The sequence below is a fragment of the Acidovorax sp. LjRoot129 genome (genome assembly GCF_964253765.1).
GTDB lineage: Bacteria > Pseudomonadota > Gammaproteobacteria > Burkholderiales > Burkholderiaceae_C > Acidovorax.
Genome location: NZ_CAXUSE020000001.1, coordinates 1,922,417 through 1,941,304 on the forward strand (window position 1 = coordinate 1,922,417; position 18,888 = coordinate 1,941,304).

The window sequence follows — 18,888 nt, forward strand, 5'->3', positions numbered from 1 at the left end:
CCGTCTTTTCACGGCACTGACACGCTGGCACAGCAGTCCGCCGGCAGGCCCAGCCAGCGTAGCGCGCCCGCCTGCAGCATGGCGACTGGCCCCGTTGTCAGCAGGCGAATCTCCGGCGTCGCAGTGAATGCCTCCTGGGCACCCCCATCGCCGTCCTCCCCGGCGACCTGTGCGGCGGCCCGCTCTCGCAGCAGCCCCGCCGCCTCCAGCAACCGCCGCGTCTGCCGCGCCACCGGTTCGCCGGTCTCGATGAGCTGCACCTTGGGACCGACCAGCGCCCGCAGTTCGTGCGCCACGAAGATGTAGTGGGTGCAGCCCAGCACCAGGGTATCGATCTGCCCCGGTGCTGTGCCAAACGCGCCCATGGCTTGAAGGTAGCGCGCGCACAGCGCCCCGGTTTCAGTGCCGGCCACGGCGCTGCCAACACCAGCGAGATCGCCAGGGGTGCCCAGCGCAGTTTCGGGCAGGTTCACGCTGCGCTCGATGGCGTGGGCCAGGCCGTCGCATGGCTGCACCACAAACTCCGCCTGGCCTTCCAACGAGGCGAGCAGCTTGCCGAATTTGCTGCTGGTGAGCGTGCCCCGCGTGCCGATCACGCCCACGCGGCCGGTCTGGGTCACTGCCAGCGCGGGTTTGATGGCGGGTTCGAGGCCGACGAGGGGCAAGGCGGGGTGGCTGCTGCGCACTTCGTGGATGGCGGCCGCAGTGGCGGTGTTGCAGGCCACCACCAGCGCCTTGATGTGATGCTGCTCGCACAGGTACTGCGTGATGGCATGTGTGCGCGCGCTCACATAGGCGTCGCCGCGCTCGCCGTAGGGTGCGTTGGCACTGTCCGCCAGGTACACGAAGTTCTCATGGGGCAGGGCCGCGCGCAGGGCGCGCAGGACGCTCAGTCCGCCGACACCGCTGTCAAACACGCCGATAGGGGAGGAAAGCAGCGGCATCGAGGACTTCACTTGGGGCAAAGCTGAGGATTGTAGGAAAGACAGAGCGCGCGATGGTGCCGCAGGGCAATCCCGGTGGCGGGCCCTGGGACGAAGACGTCACGAAGTACGCCCTGGGGAGAGTCCTCGGCACGCCCCCATAAAAAAACCGCCCGAAGGCGGTTTTCAAAAAGGGCGCACACGCAATTGCTGCCCGGCTGGGCGGTCCATCAGGCCGCGGCCACCCCGATGCCCTTGAACTCGCCGGTGGCGATGCGCTTTTCCCATTCAGCCGGGCCGGTGATGTGCGCGCTGGTGCCGCCGGCATCCACGGCCACGGTCACGGGCATGTCCACCACGTCGAACTCGTAGATGGCTTCCATGCCCATGTCGGCAAAGCCCACCACCTTGGCAGTCTTGATGGCCTTGCTGACCAGGTAGGCGGCGCCGCCCACGGCCATCAGGTAGGCGCTTTGGTGCTTCTTGATGGCTTCGATGGCGACCGGGCCGCGCTCGGCCTTGCCGATCATGGCGATCAGGCCGGTTTCGGCCAGCATCATTTCGGTGAAGCCGTCCATGCGGGTGGCGGTGGTGGGGCCGGCGGGGCCAACGGCCTCGTCGCGCACAGGGTCCACGGGGCCAACGTAGTAGATGACGCGGTTGGTGAAGTCCACGGGCAGCGGCTCGCCCTTGGCCAGCATGCCCTGGATGCGCTTGTGCGCAGCGTCGCGGCCGGTCAGCATCTTGCCGTTCAGCAGCAGGGTGTCGCCGGGTTTCCAGCTGGCGACTTCGGCCTTGGTCAAGGTGTTCAGGTCTACCTTTTTGCTGGTTTTGTAGTCGGGCGTCCAGTTCACGTTGGGCCACAGGTCCAGGCTCGGCGGGTCCAGGTAGACCGGGCCACTGCCGTCCATCACAAAGTGGGCGTGGCGGGTGGCGGCGCAGTTGGGGATCATGGCCACGGGCTTGCTGGCGGCGTGGGTGGGGTACATCTTGATCTTTACGTCCAGCACCGTGGTCAGGCCGCCCAAGCCTTGCGCGCCAATGCCCAGGGCGTTGACCTTTTCCATCAACTCGATGCGCAGGGCCTCGACCTTGGTCAGCTCGGCGCCAGAAGCCTTTTTGGCCTGCAGCTCGTACATGTCCAGGTCGTCCATCAGGCTTTCCTTGGCCATCAGCACGGCTTTCTCCGCGGTGCCGCCGATGCCGATGCCCAGCATGCCAGGTGGGCACCAGCCAGCGCCCATGGTGGGCACGGTCTTGAGCACCCAGTCGACGATGCTGTCGCCGGGGTTGAGCATGACCATCTTGCTCTTGTTCTCCGAGCCACCGCCCTTGGCCGCAACCGTCACTTCCACGGTGTTGCCGGGCACGATCTCGGTAAAGATCACCGCGGGCGTGTTGTCCTTGGTGTTCTTGCGGTCGAAATGCGGGTCGGCCACCACGCTGGCGCGCAGGGTGTTGTCGGGGTGGTTGTAGCCGCGTCGCACGCCTTCGTTAATGGCGTCGTCCAGGCTGCCCGTGAAGCCGTCCCAGCGCACGTCCATGCCCACTTTCAGGAACACGTTGACGATGCCGGTGTCCTGGCAGATGGGGCGCTGGCCGGTGGCGCTCATCTTGCTGTTGGTCAGGATCTGGGCGATCGCGTCCTTGGCCGCCGGGCTTTGCTCGCGCTCATAGGCGCGGGCCAAGTGGGCGATGTAGTCGCTGGGGTGGTAGTAGCTGATGTACTGCAGCGCGGCGGCTACGGATTCGATGAGATCGTCCTGGCGGATGGAGGTGGTCATGGCGGGTTCGTGGGGGTCTTTTGGGGAGAACGCAAGCGCGTTCCTGTCCTGCCCGCCGCACGCACCGCCTGGCGGCCAGCGCTGGGCCGCAGACAGCACTGCCGAAGGCAGGCGGACCGTATTTTGACAGACCCCTGCTGTTACCCCCTCGCGCCAGGGCCTTGGCCGGTTGCACAACTGCCCCTGCACGCCACGCTCGACAGCATTACCGCGGCAGCAGTGCCCCAACCCGCGGTACCCGGCGCGGTCTAGCGCTGCGCGGTTTCCAGCTCTTCCTCGTCCCCATCTTGTGCATCTGCGTCCGTCAACGGACGGTCGGGCAGATCGTCCGCGGTCAACGGGGATGTATTGGCGTTCTGGCGGCCGGGGTCGGCGTCGAGCGCATCGCTCAGATCCGTTTGCGTGCCGTCATCGGGGTCGGCCCCTTCGTCGGGCCCGCCCACGCCCATGCTTTCCACATGGTCCGGCAGGATGTCACGCGCCGTGGGGGAGTCCTGCTCCACGCTGCCACGTTCGCCCGTGCCAAAGCGGTCGGTGTCGCTGTCGGAGTCTGCGCTGTAGACCCCCGCGCTGTCGCTGCCGGAGTCCGAGGCATCGCTGGGGCCCAGGCTGTCGATGCCGGTGGCGCTGTGCACAGGAGGGAGGTTGTCGGAATCAATGCCAAGAAGGCTGCTGGTGGCCATGGTGGTTCTCCGGTCGGTGGCAGGGCGGCAAATTTTGCCCATTGCGACCATGTTGGACGCCGGGCGAGCCCCACCACGTCAGGCGGCGCTGACATGCATGTCATCCTTCTTCGCCGGCACCAACCGCAGGCTGTGGCGCTGCACCGCCGCTGCGCGCCGCGGTCCGCCTAATGGACCGGGAGCTTGCCAACAACCGATGGTGTGAAATCTGCGCTGCCCGGCGGCTTCTCGCCCTGCGACCAGGCCAGCAGCATGTCCGCCGGCATCGGGCGGGCGTAAAAGAAGCCCTGCAGTTCGTCACAGCCCATCGCCAGCAGGATGTCTCGCTGCCCGCCGGTCTCCACGCCTTCGGCCACCACGCGCAGCCCCAGGGCATGGGCCAGGCTGACCACTGCAGCCACGACGGCACGGGCGTCTTCGCTGCTTTCCAGGTCGTTCACAAAACTGCGGTCGATCTTGAGCTGCTGTGCGGGCAGCTGGCGCAGGTAGTTCAGGCTCGAATACCCGGTGCCGAAGTCATCGATGGACAAAAACACGCCGATGCGTGCCAGGCCTTCAAAGGTGCGCTGCGTGGCCTTGATGTCCTCCATGGCCACCGATTCGGTGATCTCGCACAGCAGTTGCGAGGCCTCCAGCCCGTGCCGCAGCAGGGCCTGCTCGATGCGCTCGGCCAGGCCGCTCTCGCGCAGCTGGTGCACCGACAGGTTGATGGCGACGCGCATGCGCATGCCACTGCGGCCCCACTCGGCGGTCTGGCGGCAGGCTTCGTTGATGACCCAGTTGCCCAGCCGGCCGATAAGGCCAAAACGTTCGGCCAGGGCAATGAACACCACCGGGCTCACCATGCCGTGCTTGGGGTGCTTCCAGCGCAGCAGGGCCTCCACGCCGCTGATCTGGCCGCGCGTGCCGTCGATCTTGGGCTGGTAGTGCAGCGCCAGTTCGCCGCGATCAAGCGCCTGCCGCAGGTCGTTCTGCAGTTCCAGCTGCTCCGACGCGTCCGATCCCATGTGGGGTTCGAACAGCGCGTAGCAACTGCCGCCGGCGCGCTTGGCGGCGTACATGGCGGCGTCGGCGTTGGCCACCAGCTTGTTGCGGTCGCCATGGTCCGGGTGCACCACGATGCCGATGGAACACGCAATCTGCACGTGCTTGCCCGACACCTCAAACGGCTGCGACAGCGACGCCAGCACGCGGTTGGCCACGGTGATGGAGGCTGCAACGTCCGATACGTTTTCCAGAAGAATGAGGAACTCATCGCCCCCCACCCGCGCCACGGTATCGCCCTCGCGCGCCTCCTGCAGCAGCCGCGCTGCGGCGCTGCGCAAAATGACATCGCCAGCTGCATGGCCAAACGAATCGTTGATGGGCTTGAAGCCGTCCAGGTCCACGAACAGCACGGCCAGCCGGTCTTCCACACGGTGGTGGTTGGTGCGGTCCAGGCGCAGCAGGGCGTGAAGCAGCCGGTCTTCGAACAGCAGGCGGTTGGGCAGGCCGGTCAGGGCGTCGGCAAAAGCGCGCTTTTGCAACTCGTCATTGGCGGCCTGCAGGCTGTTGTTGCTGTCTTGCAGCGATTGGGTCAGGCGTTCGGACGTGGTCTGCAGGCGCGCGTCCAGGATCGCGGTGAACAGCGTGCTGACAAGCAGCATGCCGGTGGCGATCATCACCATGGCCGTGAGGCCCGGCCCGCCCAGCTCGCCCGCGCTCAGGCACACCGAACCCATGGCAAAGCTGGCCGCCGCCATGCCGGTGTAGTGCATGCCGCAAATGGCTACGGCCATCACAAAAGACGCCGCCAGCTGGTAGGGCAGGCGCTGGCTGGGCTGCACCCTGCGCAGCCACTGGAAGATGGCCAGCGCCGTGGCCGAGGCCAGCACCGCGATCAGCACCGACAGCGCCACCAACGCGGGGCTCCAGGTAATGCGGGGCGCCATCTCCATCGCTGCCATGCCGATGTAGTGCATGCCGCTGATGCCAGCCCCCATGACCAGGGCGCCCAGGGCCAGCTGGGCACGGCCAAACTGCTCGCGGCTGGCCAGGCCCAGGGCCACGCCGGAGGCGCCCACGGCGGCCAGCCATGACAGCAGCGTGAGGCCGCCGGCAAAGCCGATGGCAATCGGCAGCCGGAAGGCCTGCATACCCAGGAAGTGCATCGCCCAGATGCCGGTGCCCATCACGATGGAGCCCGCGGCCCACCAAGCCTGCCCCACGCGGCGCTGGGCGGTGCGCACCCGGCGGGCCAGATCCAGCGTGACGTACGAAGCCAGCATGGCGATGGCAAAGGATGCTGCCACCACCAGCAGGTTGTAGCTGGAAGGCATGAACGTGTTCATGGTCGGGAATGGGGGTTGTGGGCAGGGTGCATCGGGCGCGCTGTGCCGTCAAGGGGCAGCGCCGGCGGCACCAGAAAAGGTGCGCTAAGGGGCGAGACGCCGCGCAGTGTAGCGGGGGGGGCCTGGCCGCGCCGGCGTACGGGTATACGCCACAAGACCCTGTTGCCGCCAGGGCGAGCCGCCCGCGTGCCCGTGCAAGCCGCCCCTGACAAGCGACGGACGGACCCGGCCAGCTGGGTCCAGTGAACGGAGATCGACCGGCTTTCCCCCCGGGCTCGCTCAGCCCTGCAGATGAGAATGGTTTGTTTTTGCACTATGCTGCCAACAAGCTTTTCGCGCCGCCGGTCTCGCCTGTCCGGCTGTTTCCTGACGCATGCCCCATCAGCCGTGTTGAACCGAGCCAGGCGCGGGCCGCCAGCGCGGCGCCCCGACCCGAGCCTTGCGCCACGCCCTCAGCCTTTCCTCTGGAGAACCCTTCTCATGACCACCCGCACCGAACGCGACACCTTTGGCCCCATCGAGGTCCCTGCCGACAAGCTTTGGGGCGCGCAGACGCAGCGCTCGCTGCAGAACTTCGACATCTCGGGCGAGCAGCAGCCGCGCGAGATCATCAAGGCGCTGGCCCAGGTCAAGCGCGCCTCCGCCGTGGTCAACCAGGCCCTGGGCCTGCAGGACGCGAAGAAGACCGACGCCATTGTGGCCGCGGCCGACGAAGTCATCGCCGGCCAGCACGCGAGCGAATTCCCATTGGTGGTGTGGCAGACCGGCTCGGGCACGCAGACCAATATGAACGTCAATGAAGTGCTGGCCAACCGCGCCAGCGAACTGCTGGGCGGCGAGCGCGGCGAGGGCCGCCTGGTGCATCCCAACGACGACGTGAACCGCAGCCAGTCGAGCAACGACGTGTTCCCCACTGCCATGCACGTGGCCGCCGTGGAGGCGCTCACGCACAAGCTGCTGCCTGCCATTGCCAGGCTGCGCGCCACGCTGGCGCAGAAGGCCCAGGATTTCGACGGCATCGTCAAGATCGGCCGCACTCATTTGCAGGACGCCACCCCGCTCACGCTGGGCCAGGAGTTCTCGGGCTACGTGGCGCAACTGGACCATGGCGAGCGCCACGTGCGCGCCGCGCTGCCCCACCTGTACGAGCTGGCCCTGGGCGGCACCGCCGTGGGCACGGGCCTGAATGCGCCCAAGGGCTATGCCGAGCAGTCCGCCGCCGAGCTGGCGCGCCTGACGGGCCTGCCCTTCGTCACCGCGCCGAACAAGTTCGAGGCCCTGGCCTCGGTCGATGGCCTGGTGTTTGCGCATGGCGCCTTGAAAACCCTGGCTGCCAGCATGATGAAGATCGCCAACGACGTGCGCTGGCTGGCCAGCGGCCCGCGCAGCGGCATCGGCGAACTGAGCATCCCCGAGAACGAGCCCGGCTCGTCCATCATGCCCGGCAAGGTCAACCCCACGCAGAGCGAGGCAGTCACGATGCTGGCCGCCCAGGTGTTCGGCAACGACGTGGCGATCAACTTCGGCGGTGCATCGGGCAATTTCGAGCTCAACGTGTTCCGCCCCATGGTGGCCCACAACTTCTTGCAGAGCGTGCGCCTCTTGGCCGACGGGATGGTGAGCTTCAACGACCAGTGCGCCGTGGGCATCGAGCCCAACCGCGAGCGCATCACCGAGCTGGTGGACCGCTCGCTGATGCTGGTGACGGCGCTCAATACCCACATCGGCTACGACAAGGCGGCCTTCATTGCCAAGAAGGCCCACAAGGAAGGCACCAGCCTGCGCGAAGCCGCCGTGGGCTCGGGCCATGTGACGGGCGAGCAGTTCGACCAGTGGGTGGTGCCGGGCAACATGGTGGGCCGCTGAGGCCCTGGCAGGGGGCACCCGCCAAGAAATTCAAGCCAAAATGGCCTCCAGCGCTTGATCCATAAGCGCTAACAGCTATTGTTTTGGTAGCAAGCGCTGTTTTGTGGCATTGCGACGCCCCCGCGCCGCGCGCTCTACCCCTGCTGCGCCAGCGCTTCGAGCTGGTCCTGCTGATAGACCACGATGCTGCGCTGGTGGATGCCGATGATGCCCTCGCGCTCCATCCACTTGAGCTCCACATTGATGCGCTGGCGCGAGCCGCCCAGCAGTTGCGCCAGCTCGTCCTGCACCAGCGCCAGACCGATGGGGCCGCGCTGGCCCGGCACGGCGGCGCGCTCGCCAAAGCGGCGCAGCACATGGAGCAGCTGCTTGGCCAGCCGCGCGCGCAAAGGCAGGGTGGCCATGTCTTCCATCATCCAGTACAGGTAGCGCATGCGGCGCGCCTGCAGCGTGAGCAGCGCCTCGCCAAACTCCGGGTGCTCGCGCAGCAGTTGGCGGAACACGCCTTCGGCCACGCTCAGCACCGTGGTCGTGCCGTGCGCGTGCGCGTCGTAGGTGTTGGGGCCGCGGTGCAGCACCTCGGCCTCGCCGACCCAGATGCCGGGCTCCACGTAGGCCAGCGTCACCTGCTTGCCTGATGGCGTGGTGCGCCGAAACCGGATGGCGCCGCTGGCGCAAGCAAACCAGTCCTGCGCCAGCTCGCCCTGCTCGACGATGGTCTGCCCGTGGGTGTAGCGCGTCACGCGGCCCAGCCGAAAGATGTCGTGCCGCAGCGAGGGCGTGAGCGCCGCGAACCAGCGGCCGCGGTTGATGGCTTCGCGCTCGGGCGGGCTCAAAAAAGGGCGCTGGTGATGGTGGTCGGCCGGCGGGCTCGCGGGCGACTCGGGCAAGGCAAGGGTGGCGGTGGGCATGGCGGCAGGCGGTGGGATGGGCTGGCCGGCCTGTGCGCAGGGCCGGGCCGACGGGGCAAAGGAAGGCGCGGGCGCAAGTTTAGCCACGCGGTTCGGCAGGCGGGAGGGGCGGGCGGCACCTGCGCGACACCCGCAGCAAGCGCCGCCGAAGGGCCGGAGCGCGGCAGCTGACGCGGCGATTTTCGAGATCGCCGCTTTCTAAGCCTTGGCCGCCGCCCGCCGCTTGCGCGGCTTGCGCAGAAACGCCAGCAGCCGGCGCTCTGCCGCACTCAGCCCGCGCGGCGCAGCGCCGCCGCCAATGCGGTTCCAAACCTCCTGCATGCCCGGGCCCGCGTCGGACGCGAGGCGCGAGCCCAGCTCCAGCACGGCGGGGTGCACGTACGACTTCTTGCACACGGCGGGCGTGTTGCCCAGCTGGCGCGCCACCTCGGCAAGGATGGCTTTGGCGCTGTAGCGCACGCTTTTACCCCCGCCTTTACCGGCGTCGTCGAGGGCGGCAGCATCGCATTGTGTGCAGGCCAGGCGCGTCAGCTCCAGCGCCTGCGTGGTGCCGTGCCAGGTGCGGAAGTCCTTGGCGGTAAAACGTTCGCCCTCGGTATCGGCCGCACCATGGGTGATCTCGCGCAGGTAGTCGTTCACGTCGCCCGACCCCACGGCGCGGGGCGTGCCGTCTTCGTCCTCGTACTGAAAAAGCTCCTGTCCCGGCAGTTGCTGGCAGTGGCGCACCACGCGGGCCACGCGCGGGTCGTCCAGCTCGACCTCTTGCTGCACGCCGCTCTTGCCGCGAAACCGCAGCTTGAGCTGGTCGCCCTTGAGTTTGGCGTGCCGGGTGCGCAGCGTGGTCAGGCCGTACGAGCGGTTGGTGCTGGCGTATTCCTCATTGCCCACGCGCAGGTAGGTGGTGTCCAGCAGGCGCACCAGCGTGGCCAGTACCAGCGTGCGCGTGATCGGCCGGCCGCTGCGGTGCGCCGCCAGGTCGCGGGCCACGCGGGCGCGGATGCGCGGCAGCGCGTGGCCAAAGGCCTGCATGTGCTCGAACTTGCCCTCGTCGCGCTGCTCACGCCACTGCGGGTGGTAGCGGTACTGGCGCCGCCCGCGTGCATCCAGCCCCGTGGCTTGCAGGTGGCCGTTGGGCAATGGGCAGATCCACACGTCGGTGTACGCAGGCGGGATCGCCAAACGCTGAATGCGGGCGATCTCGTCCGGGTCCTTGAGCAGTTGGCCCCCTGGCAAGCGGTAGCGAAACGTCTTGTCGCCACTGGGCTCGCGGGTCAGGCCCGGCATGGTGGGCGTGACGTAGACCAGGCCCCCCGGCAATTTTTGCGGGCGGGCAGCGGGTGGAATGGGCGCGGGGGCGCGGGTCGATGGGGATGAGGCGGGCATCGGTGCGATGGAGTGAGAGGGCCAGTGCGTGGCTCCGATCACACCCGCGCCCGGGCGTTGGCGGTGTAGGTGCGCTGCGTGCGGCGGAGTGAGACTGCGGCCGAATCGCAGGCCTCCTTGGAAGCGAATTTTGATTCAAAATGGCCCCTAGCGCTGGATGGATAAGCGCTTATAGCTATCAAAATAATAGCATCCGTGCGGTGCAGCCGCGTCAGAACATTGCGGGCCGCAACGTATCCGGACTGCCTTGCCTCATTCGATACAGCCGCTCATCCCGGCGCCCAGCGCCGTCGTACCGCACCTAGCTCGGGCTACGACGAGCCATCAATGCGCTGACGCACAGAGGGTGCGCGCAGGCAGCTAGCGTGGGGCAAGCCGATGGGCCCCCTCGTCCCCGCCTTCTCACTCACTCACTCACTCACTCACTCACTCACTCACTCACTCACTCACTCACTCACTCACTCGCACTCGGGTCCAGCGCAAAACCCACGCCATACACCGAACGGATCCAGTCGGTGCCGTCTGCACTCGCGGCCTTGAGCTTCTTGCGCAGGTTCTTGATGTGGCTGTCGATGGCGCGCTCGTTCACATCCAGCGTGTCGTCATAGGCCTGGTCCAGCAGCTGCGCACGCGAGAAGATGCGCCCGCGCTGGCGCGCCAGCACCTGCAGCAACCGGAACTCGCGCCGCGTGAGCCCGAGCGGTGTGCCGTGCAGCGTGGCCTGCCAATGTGCTTCGTCGAGCAGGAGCGCCGACGCCGCGGCAGCGGCCGGCGGGCCCTGTGTGGCGGCAGTGCGGCGCAGCACGGCTTTGGCGCGCGCCACCACTTCGCGCGGCGAAAACGGCTTGCAGATGTAGTCGTCTGCGCCCAGCTCCAGGCCGATGAGGCGGTCCACTTCTTCGACGCGGGCGGTCAGCATGATGATGGGGTGCTCTGTGTGGCGCCGCGCCTGGCGCAGGATCTCCAGCCCATCCATGCCCGGCAGCATGATGTCCAGCAACGTGAGGTCGGGCGGCGCGGCCAGCATGCTGGCGAGCGCGGCGCGGCCTTCAGCCTGGTGCTCCACGGTGTAGCCCGCGTGGCGCAAGTAGTCCACCACGATGGCGGCGATGTCGGGTTCGTCTTCGACGACGAGGATGCGCTGGCTCATGGTCATCAAGGGCGCAAAACGGTGGAAGGCCAGGCTGCCCGCCCAATCGGGCAGGGCGTCAGCGGATCCGTGTTGGCGCCAGTCCTCATGGGGTGTTGTTGTCGAACAAAGGCAGGTCCAGCGTCATGCGCAGGCCGCCCAGGGGTGAGGCTTCAGCCGCCAGGGTGCCGCCATGCGCGAGCACGATGGCGCGGCAGATCGCCAGGCCCAGGCCCGAGCCGCCGTGGTCGCGATTGCGCGAGGTCTCGGCGCGGTACAGGCGCTCAAAAATGCGCGGCAGCTCGTGCACGGGCACGCCGGGCGCACTGTCGTCCAGCTGCAGTCGCAACAGCGGGGAGCCGCCCGCGGCCTGTGTTGCCAGGGCTGCGATGCGCAGCTGGCCACCGGCGTCGGTGTAGCGCAGGCTGTTTTCGAGCAGGTTCATGAACACCTGGTGCAACTGCTGCGCATCGCCTTGCACCAGCGGCGCAGGCGACTGCGTAGCCAGGGCGTCGAGGCCGGTAGTGTCCACGCTGATACCGGCCTGCGCCAGGCGCGGCCGCATGGACGCCAGCGCCTCGGCCAGCAGCGACAGCGGGTGCACCGGCACCTGGGCCGACGGCGCGCTGGTGCCGGCCGCGTCCAGGCTGGCGCGCAGGTCGCCCACCAGCTGGATGAGGCGCATCACCTGGCGGTGCAGGCGCAGCGCGGTTTTGTCGTCGAAGGTGCGCACGCCGTCCTGCACGGCTTCGATCTCGGCGCGCATGGCGGCCAGTGGCGTGCGCAGCTCGTGCGCCACGTCGCCCAGCCACTGTCTGCGCGAGGCTTCGATGCTCCCGAGTTGTTCGGCCATGGTGTTGAAGCTGCGGGCCAGCTGCGCCATTTCGTCGCTGCCATGCACGGGCACGCGCGTGTGCAGGTGGCCCTGGGCAATGCTGCGCGCACCGCTGGCGAGGGCCTCCACCGGGGCCAGCCAGCGCCGGGCCAGCCAGCCCGAGAGCACCAGCGTCAGCGCCAGCCCCGTGAGCCCCGTCCAGGCCACAAAACCCAGGTGCTGCGACAGAAAGGCCTGGTCGGCTTCGCTGCGCACACCTTGGGGCGGCGCGAGGACGATGTGGCCAATCGTTGCGCCATCGGCACCGCGCAGCGCCAGGCGTGCGCTGCCGGGTTGGGGCGCGTTGCCGGCCACCAGGCGGTCTTGCGCATCCACCAGGCCCAGGCGCGGAAAGATGTCATCGCCATGCCGCGGCGGCGGGCCCAAGCCGCTGCGGCCGTCAGTGCCGGTTGGATTGGGCGGCAAGGGTGGGGGAAGGCCGTCGGGCGGGCCGCTCCGGGGACCGGACGCGGGGGCGTTCGGCGGGCGATCCGGTGAGTTAGGCAATGGGCTACTTGGCGTAGCGCCCGGGCTGTCGCCGGGACGGGTCTGCGGGCCTGTGGGTGGCGTGGTGAAACCTGGCGGGCCGAGGCCGCTGAACTCCGGTGGCTCGGGTGGTGCGCTGCCTTCTGTGCGCGGGCGGGTGCCGGTGGTGGCGCGTCCGCTGCTCCACGCAGGGTGGCTGAGCCGGCTCCACAGCATGGGCTGGCTGCGCAAGCTCTCCCACCCGCCGGTCTCGGTGTAGTGCGCCTGCAGGCGCTCGGCCAGCCAGCCCATGCGCGTGACTTCGATCTCGGCCACATAGGGCCCCAGGCCCCGTTGCAAGCCCAGCCGCGAAAAGCCCGCAAAGATCAGCAGCAAGGCCAGCAGCAGGGCGGCCAGGGTGATGAAGGCTTTGCGGTGAAGGGTCAGGGCGGGCATTTAAGAACCTGTTCAAAGTCTTTTCGGGGATCGCGTTGGAGCGCAATCGGGAGGAGTGGATGCTTCGGATGCGCCGCATGGGCTCATGCCAATGCAAGCAGCCGGGGCGTCCAATCGCCCGATTTCGCCCCAACCCTTCGGGCAAGTGCCTTGCCGGGCGGTCTGCAGCGTTGCGGCGATTGCCAATAGCCTAGCTATTGGCTGCGCACCGCGCCTTGCATCCCCTCCCGGCAAGGCAGTTGCGCGACCCCGAAAAGACTTTGAACAGGTTCTTAGGGGCAGGTCAACGGGCGGGTGGCGGGCCGCCCGCGCCACCGGGGCCGCCGGCGGGCATGGCCACCAGGGTGCCGCCCATTGTGCGGCATGTGCCGGTGAGCGATTTGCCGTCCGGCATGGTCAGCGTGACGCTGGCGCCTTCGGTCTTGCCCTTGCAGGCGGCATAGGCCTCGGGTGGAGGAGCGGGTGGGGCCTGGCGGCCCTGGGATTGCGCGAGCACGGGGGCGGCGGATGCTGCAGTGAGCACGGTCGCAAGGGCCACGCGGGCCAGCAAGTGGTGACGAATAGGTTGGAAAGGCATGGTTTTTTCTAGGGTTGGTGGAGAAAGGGCGTCCAGCAAGTCGGATCCGCCGCTTGAAGCCGGCGCGGCCTCGTGCCAGGGCCCCCGTGCAAGGGCCGCCCTGCCGCACTGGGGGCGCCCCTCCTTGGGGGAAGGCGCCGAAGCGACTCAGGGTGACAGATCAAACTGCAATAGAAATCGTGATGCTGGCCGAATATCCGCCGCCGCTGTTGGCCTGCATGGTGGTCATCTCCAGGTCGGTGCCGTCGCTGAAGATGCCGTCGGTGGCAAAGGACAGGGAAGCCAGGTTGCGCACACTGGAGCTGTAGCCCGAGTTGGCGCTGTAGATGGTGCTGAGCAGCGCTGTGGGGAAGGCCAGCTGCGTGGTCTTGATCTTGTTGCTGGCGTTGTTGGCCGATGCCAGCGTGGGGTAGACCTCCAGGTGCATGTGTGGCATGCGGCCTGAATAGCAGCCCGGCACGATGGTGGTGAAGGTGACAGTGCCGCTGGCATCAGTGGCCTGCACGCCGCGCAGGTAGTTGTCGGCAATGTTGCTGGTGGTGTAGACGGAGTAGTTGCCGTCCTGCGTGCAGTGCCAGAGGTAAATGGCGTAGCCGGAAAGCGCCGCGCAGCTGGCCTTGGTGTTGGTCAGCGTGATCGTGATGGTGAGCGGCACGCCGCTGACCTGGGTGGACGACCCGATCGAGCTGCGGATGTCCGAGCGCACGATGCCGCTGAGTGCGAGCACGTTGTAGGTGTTGTTGCTGGCGTTGGAACCATCGGCCGGGTAGGGGCCGGCGGTTTCTTCCGGAACGACCGAGCAGGTTGTGGTGGTGGTGCCGGTCCCTGTACCTGTGCCCGTTCCGGTTCCAGTGCCCGTGCCCGTGCCCGTGCCCGTGCCGGTCCCAGTGCCGGTACCCGTGGTGTCGGTGGTGGTCTCGGTGTCGCTGCCGCCGCCGCAGCCGAACAGGGTCGCCACGCCCAGCGAGCCCAGGGCATTCAGCGCAAAGCGGCGGTTGGCAGGCGCCTGCACGGCGGCGGCGGTGAGGGCGGTGGAGGTCTGCGAAAGGGTGCTGCGGTCCATGGATTTCTCCTGCAAGTGGGTATGGCCTGCACTTTGCCGCCCGATTGAGGAGAAATTGAGGAGTGGGGGACCGCGTGCCTCAGCTCCCTAGCCTGGCGCGCTACATCGCGTTGCTGGCGTTCACGAGGTCGTTGTAGGCCTTGATCAGTTTTTCGCTGCTGCCTTCTACCATCCAGCCGCTTCCGGGCTTGAGCATCATCCGCTCGCCATCGCTGTAGGGCACCTTGTCGCGAACGCGCCGAAAGCGCTCTTTGGAGGCCTTGCGAAATTCTTCGGCCGTGCGCTCAAAGCTCGACCAGCCGTGCGGGACCCCGTCCTTGATTGGCTTGACAAAAGCCATGGCTTCATCGGCCATGGCCTCGTAGGCCTGCAGACGCGGCGCGGCGACAGCGGCGTCGAAGGTCTCGTCGCCCAGCACTTCGGACAGGCCCTTGGCCTTGGCCATCAGCGCCATCTGGTAGTAGGGCAGCTTGCGGCCCTGGGTTTTTTCAATCTGCGCCAGTTGGGCGGCGAGCAGGTTGTCGTTCTCTACATCCAGCGCCTTCGAGAACGCTGTGCTGGCCTGTGAAAAGCTCTCAAAGCCGGCTGCCAGCGGGCCGTGGATGGCCTTACCCTTGGCAAACTTGTCGTCCTTGTAGTTGTCGCGGTCGTAATAGGTATAGGCGTCGGCCACCAGCTTGTCCATGGCCGTGAGCGCAACCATGTAAGCCTTCCCGGCGGAGTCGAGCTCAGGCAGTGCTGGCCGCAGGGCGGCCGCTTGCGCGAACTCCGCCACGCAGGCTGTCACGTCTTCGCTAGAGATCGAATAGAGGCCGTAGACCACTTTCTCAGTCCCCGTGGGCCCTGACTTCATGTCTTTGACCCAGCTGGAATAGCGGGTGATGGTGCGGTGCGCGCGCTCGTCCAGCTTGTTGTAGCAGTTGATGTAGGTCTGCAGCTTGGCGTTGAGATGGTCTGCTGCGGGGGCCGGCGTGGGCTCGGCAGCTTTTTCTGGTGCGGCGGGTGCGGCGGCCCCGGCCACAGCAGGGGCTGCGGGGGTTTCTGCCGTGGTCGAGTCAGACTTGGGACTGCATCCGAGCAAGGCGAGCAGCAAAAGCGGAGCCAGGCCCAGAAAGCGTGGGGCAAGAAATTTGGTGTGCATGGAATGAAGGGAGAGGCGCAGAACGAGGGCGGATACCCGATGGCCCACAGGCATCAGACAGCCGTGGGGCGCCTTGGATTTTCGTTGGGGCAGGGGGAAAAGTTCCTAGCGCCCGCAGCAAAAGCGTAATGAGATGTACGGTGCAGGGCGGTGAAGCGCGTGACCAGTTCGCACTACGTAAATCCTTACTAGCTTGTGATACTCCCGCACCTGCTGGTCGCTGAGGCCTGCCCAGCTCGTGGAAACATCTTCAATGCCTTAAGCATCAATCTTCGATTGGAAGGTTCTGTTGCATTGAAGGCGGTGCGGGACGACGGACGCAGCAGCCGGAGTCGTGCATTGCGCCCTGCTTCATCGTGACGTAAGCCGCCGGGGCTGCAATCGCCAGTCCCGGCTTGGGCGTCCATCTCTGCGCTGTCAGTGCCAGGCACGTCCTCGCAGCATGCCCGATCGGATTCAGTGCTTGTCCGGGCCGTGTGCCATCAGACGGTCTGTCATCGCAATGGCCAGCGCGCTGAGCAGGAACACCACATGAATGATGGTCTGCCACATCAGCACCTTGGTGTCGTAATTGGCGGCGTTGATAAAGGTCTTGAGCAAGTGGATCGAGCTGATGCCGATGATGGCGGTGGCCAGCTTGACCTTGAGCACCGAGGCATTCACGTGGCTCAACCATTCGGGCTGGTCGGGGTGGTCTTCGAGGTGCAGGCGCGAGACGAAGGTTTCGTAACCCCCCACGATCACCATGATCAGCAGGTTGGAGATCATCACCACATCGATCAGCGCCAGTACCACCAGCATGATGATGGTTTCATTGAGGGCGGTGACCTCGAAGTCGCTCTTGTAGCCGATGCTGGACACCAGTTGCTTGAGCGCCGCCGTGTTGCCAAACGCCGCCTCGATCAGGTGCACCAGCTCCACCCAGAAGTGGAAGACGTACACCGCCTGGGCAAGGATCAGGCCCAAGTACAGGGGCAGTTGCAGCCACCGGCTGGCGAAGATCAGCGAGGGCAGGGGCCGCATGGGGGACGGGGTACCAGGAATTTTTTTGGGGTTGGACATGGAATGGGGGGTGGGTCTTGGGTCGCGCGATTTTAGGGGTGTGGCGTGACAGCCCCTTTCGCGCTGTGCCTTTCGCCCAGTCGGGGAGGCGGCCGGTTTCTGTAAGCTTCGTGCCAGTCAGTGGCTTGTAAGTGCTGCGGTCGACAGTACCGCCCAATTCGAATAAGACGCTCTGGCAGGCATGAGGTGCCCCTTCACGGCCACCGGACGCAGTCAGACACCTTCATCAAAACCAGGAGACAAACCATGAGTGCGCCCACATCCGCGATCGAGTCCGTATTGGTCGAGAACCGCGTGTTCCCACCCGCAGACGCCATCGTCAAGGCCGCCCGCGTATCGGGCATGGCGGGTTATGACGCGCTGTGCGCCGAGGCCGACAACGACTTCGAAGGCTTCTGGGCACGCTTGGCACGCGAAAACGTGCAGTGGACCAAGCCGTTTACCCGCACCCTGGACGAGTCCAACGCGCCTTTCTTCAAGTGGTTTGATGACGGCGAGCTCAACGCCTCGGCCAACTGCCTGGACCGCCACATCGGCACGCCCGTCGAGAACAAGACCGCCATCGTTTTTGAGGCTGACGATGGCACCGTCACCCAGATCACCTACAAGGAGCTGTTGGCCCGCGTAAGCCAGTTTGCCAACGCGCTCAAGGCCCACGGCGTGAGCAAGGGCGACCGCGTGCTGGTTTACATGCCCATGACGATCGAGGGTGTGATTGCCATGCAGGCCTGCGCGCGCATCGGCGCCACACACAGCGTGGTATTCGGCGGCTTCAGTGCCAAAGCCGTGCAAGAACGCATCATCGACGCGGGCGCCGTGGCCGTCATCACTGCCAACTACCAGATGCGTGGCGGCAAGGAGCTGCCGCTCAAGGCCATCATCGACGAGGCCCTGGCCGCAGGCGGCTGCGACACCGTCCGCAACGTCTTCGTCTACCAGCGTACGGCCACGGCTTGCAACATGGTGGCTGGGCGCGACAAGACCTTTGACGAAGCGCTGGCCGGGCAAAGCACCGAATGCGCTCCTGTGGCCGTGGGCGCCGAGCATCCGCTGTTCATCCTGTACACCAGCGGCTCCACCGGCAAGCCCAAGGGCGTGCAGCACGCCACGGGCGGCTACCTGCTGTGGGCCAAGCTCACCATGGACTGGACGTTTGACCTGCGCCCCGACGACGTGTTCTGGTGCACGGCCGACATTGGCTGGATCACCGGCCACACCTATGTGGCTTACGGCCCGCTGGCCGCGGGCGCCACGCAGATCATTTTTGAAGGCATCCCCACCTTTCCCAATGCTGGCCGCTTCTGGCAGATGATCGAAAAGCACAAGTGCACGATCTTCTACACCGCGCCCACGGCGATCCGTTCGCTGATCAAAGCCGCCGAGGGCGATGCCGCCGTGCATCCCGCGCGTTCGGACCTGTCGAGCCTGCGCATCCTGGGCAGTGTGGGCGAGCCCATCAACCCCGAAGCCTGGATGTGGTACCACAAGAACGTGGGCGGCGAGCGCTGCCCCATTGTTGATACCTTCTGGCAAACGGAGACCGGCGGCCACGTCATCACGCCGCTGCCAGGCGCCACGCCGCTGGTGCCCGGCAGCTGCACGCTGCCCCTGCCCGGCATCACCGCCGCCATCGTGGATGAAACTGGAAATGACGTGGCCAATGGGGCCGGTGGCATTCTGGTGATCAAAAGGCCCTGGCCCAGCATGATTCGCACGATCTGGAACGACCCCGAGCGCTTCAAGAAGGCCTACTTCCCCGAAGAGCTCAAGGGCTACTACCTGGCTGGCGACGGTGCGGTGCGCAGCGTGGATCGCGGCTACTTCCGCATCACTGGCCGCATCGACGATGTGCTCAACGTCTCAGGCCACCGCATGGGCACGATGGAGATCGAATCGGCCCTGGTCTCCAAGACCGACCTGGTGGCAGAAGCCGCGGTGGTGGGCCGCCCCGACGACGTGACTGGCGAAGCCATCTGCGCCTTCGTCGTGCTCAAGCGCTCGCGCCCCACAGGCGAAGAGGCCAAGCAGATCGCCAACGAGTTGCGCGCCTGGGTCGCCAAAGAAATCGGCCCGATTGCCAAGCCCAAGGACATCCGCTTCGGCGACAACCTGCCCAAGACCCGCAGCGGCAAGATCATGCGCCGGCTGCTGCGGAGCATCGCGAAGGGCGAGGCCATCACGCAAGACACGAGCACGTTGGAAAACCCCGCAATTCTGGATCAGCTGGCCCAGACCAACTGA

14 protein-coding genes are annotated in these 18,888 nt (G+C 66.7%); 2 read left to right on the plus strand and 12 right to left on the minus strand.

Going from position 1 to position 18,888, the window contains the following annotated elements; genetic code table 11:
* Positions 1-8: 8 nt before the first annotated feature.
* The 4 genes from ACSQ3Q_RS08825 to ACSQ3Q_RS08840 form a co-directional block, all read right to left on the minus strand.
* Positions 9-944, minus strand: a complete 936-nt coding sequence (locus ACSQ3Q_RS08825) for a glutamate racemase (protein WP_436134018.1) — start codon at positions 942-944, stop codon at positions 9-11.
* A gap of 209 nt (positions 945-1,153) precedes the next feature.
* Positions 1,154-2,707 carry a fumarate hydratase gene (locus tag ACSQ3Q_RS08830; RefSeq protein WP_436134019.1) on the minus strand — a complete coding sequence of 518 codons (1,554 nt, stop codon included), beginning with the start codon at positions 2,705-2,707 and terminating at the stop codon, positions 1,154-1,156.
* 248 nt (positions 2,708-2,955) lie between these two features.
* Complete coding sequence (locus ACSQ3Q_RS08835) at positions 2,956-3,390, minus strand: hypothetical protein (RefSeq protein WP_436134020.1); 435 nt, start codon at positions 3,388-3,390, stop codon at positions 2,956-2,958.
* 167 nt (positions 3,391-3,557) lie between these two features.
* On the minus strand, positions 3,558-5,720 hold the full coding sequence (locus tag ACSQ3Q_RS08840; protein ID WP_436134021.1) for a putative bifunctional diguanylate cyclase/phosphodiesterase: 2,163 nt from the start codon (positions 5,718-5,720) through the stop codon (positions 3,558-3,560).
* Between the two features lie 480 nt (positions 5,721-6,200).
* Here ACSQ3Q_RS08840 and fumC point away from each other — a divergent pair, with 480 nt between their 5' ends.
* Positions 6,201-7,586 (plus strand): class II fumarate hydratase, encoded by a 1,386-nt coding sequence (gene fumC / locus ACSQ3Q_RS08845; protein ID WP_436134022.1) that lies wholly within the window; start codon positions 6,201-6,203, stop codon positions 7,584-7,586.
* A 134-nt stretch (positions 7,587-7,720) separates the two neighbouring features.
* On the opposite strand, the gene ACSQ3Q_RS08850 is transcribed toward fumC, so the two are convergent.
* From ACSQ3Q_RS08850 to ACSQ3Q_RS08885, 8 genes are all read right to left on the minus strand, one after another.
* Positions 7,721-8,497: a Crp/Fnr family transcriptional regulator gene (locus tag ACSQ3Q_RS08850; RefSeq protein ID WP_436134023.1), complete on the minus strand. Its 777-nt coding sequence runs from the start codon at positions 8,495-8,497 to the stop codon at positions 7,721-7,723.
* A 198-nt stretch (positions 8,498-8,695) separates the two neighbouring features.
* The gene (locus ACSQ3Q_RS08855) at positions 8,696-9,880 is read right to left on the minus strand and encodes a DNA topoisomerase IB (protein ID WP_436134024.1); all 1,185 of its coding nucleotides are present in this window, start codon (positions 9,878-9,880) and stop codon (positions 8,696-8,698) included.
* Positions 9,881-10,334: 454 nt separating this feature from the next.
* Entirely contained in the window at positions 10,335-11,030 is a 696-nt protein-coding gene (locus ACSQ3Q_RS08860; protein ID WP_436134025.1) for a response regulator, read from the minus strand.
* A gap of 85 nt (positions 11,031-11,115) precedes the next feature.
* The gene (locus ACSQ3Q_RS08865; RefSeq protein ID WP_436134026.1) at positions 11,116-12,804 is read right to left on the minus strand and encodes an ATP-binding protein; all 1,689 of its coding nucleotides are present in this window, start codon (positions 12,802-12,804) and stop codon (positions 11,116-11,118) included.
* Between the two features lie 283 nt (positions 12,805-13,087).
* Positions 13,088-13,381 carry a hypothetical protein gene (locus ACSQ3Q_RS08870; protein ID WP_436134027.1) on the minus strand — a complete coding sequence of 98 codons (294 nt, stop codon included), beginning with the start codon at positions 13,379-13,381 and terminating at the stop codon, positions 13,088-13,090.
* A 160-nt stretch (positions 13,382-13,541) separates the two neighbouring features.
* Complete coding sequence (locus ACSQ3Q_RS08875; protein WP_436134028.1) at positions 13,542-14,444, minus strand: intradiol ring-cleavage dioxygenase; 903 nt, start codon at positions 14,442-14,444, stop codon at positions 13,542-13,544.
* A 100-nt stretch (positions 14,445-14,544) separates the two neighbouring features.
* The gene (locus ACSQ3Q_RS08880; protein ID WP_436134029.1) at positions 14,545-15,585 is read right to left on the minus strand and encodes a YiiG family protein; all 1,041 of its coding nucleotides are present in this window, start codon (positions 15,583-15,585) and stop codon (positions 14,545-14,547) included.
* Between the two features lie 456 nt (positions 15,586-16,041).
* Entirely contained in the window at positions 16,042-16,647 is a 606-nt protein-coding gene (locus ACSQ3Q_RS08885; protein WP_436134030.1) for a TIGR00645 family protein, read from the minus strand.
* A 246-nt stretch (positions 16,648-16,893) separates the two neighbouring features.
* Here ACSQ3Q_RS08885 and acs point away from each other — a divergent pair, with 246 nt between their 5' ends.
* Positions 16,894-18,888: an acetate--CoA ligase gene (gene acs, locus ACSQ3Q_RS08890; protein ID WP_436134031.1), complete on the plus strand. Its 1,995-nt coding sequence runs from the start codon at positions 16,894-16,896 to the stop codon at positions 18,886-18,888.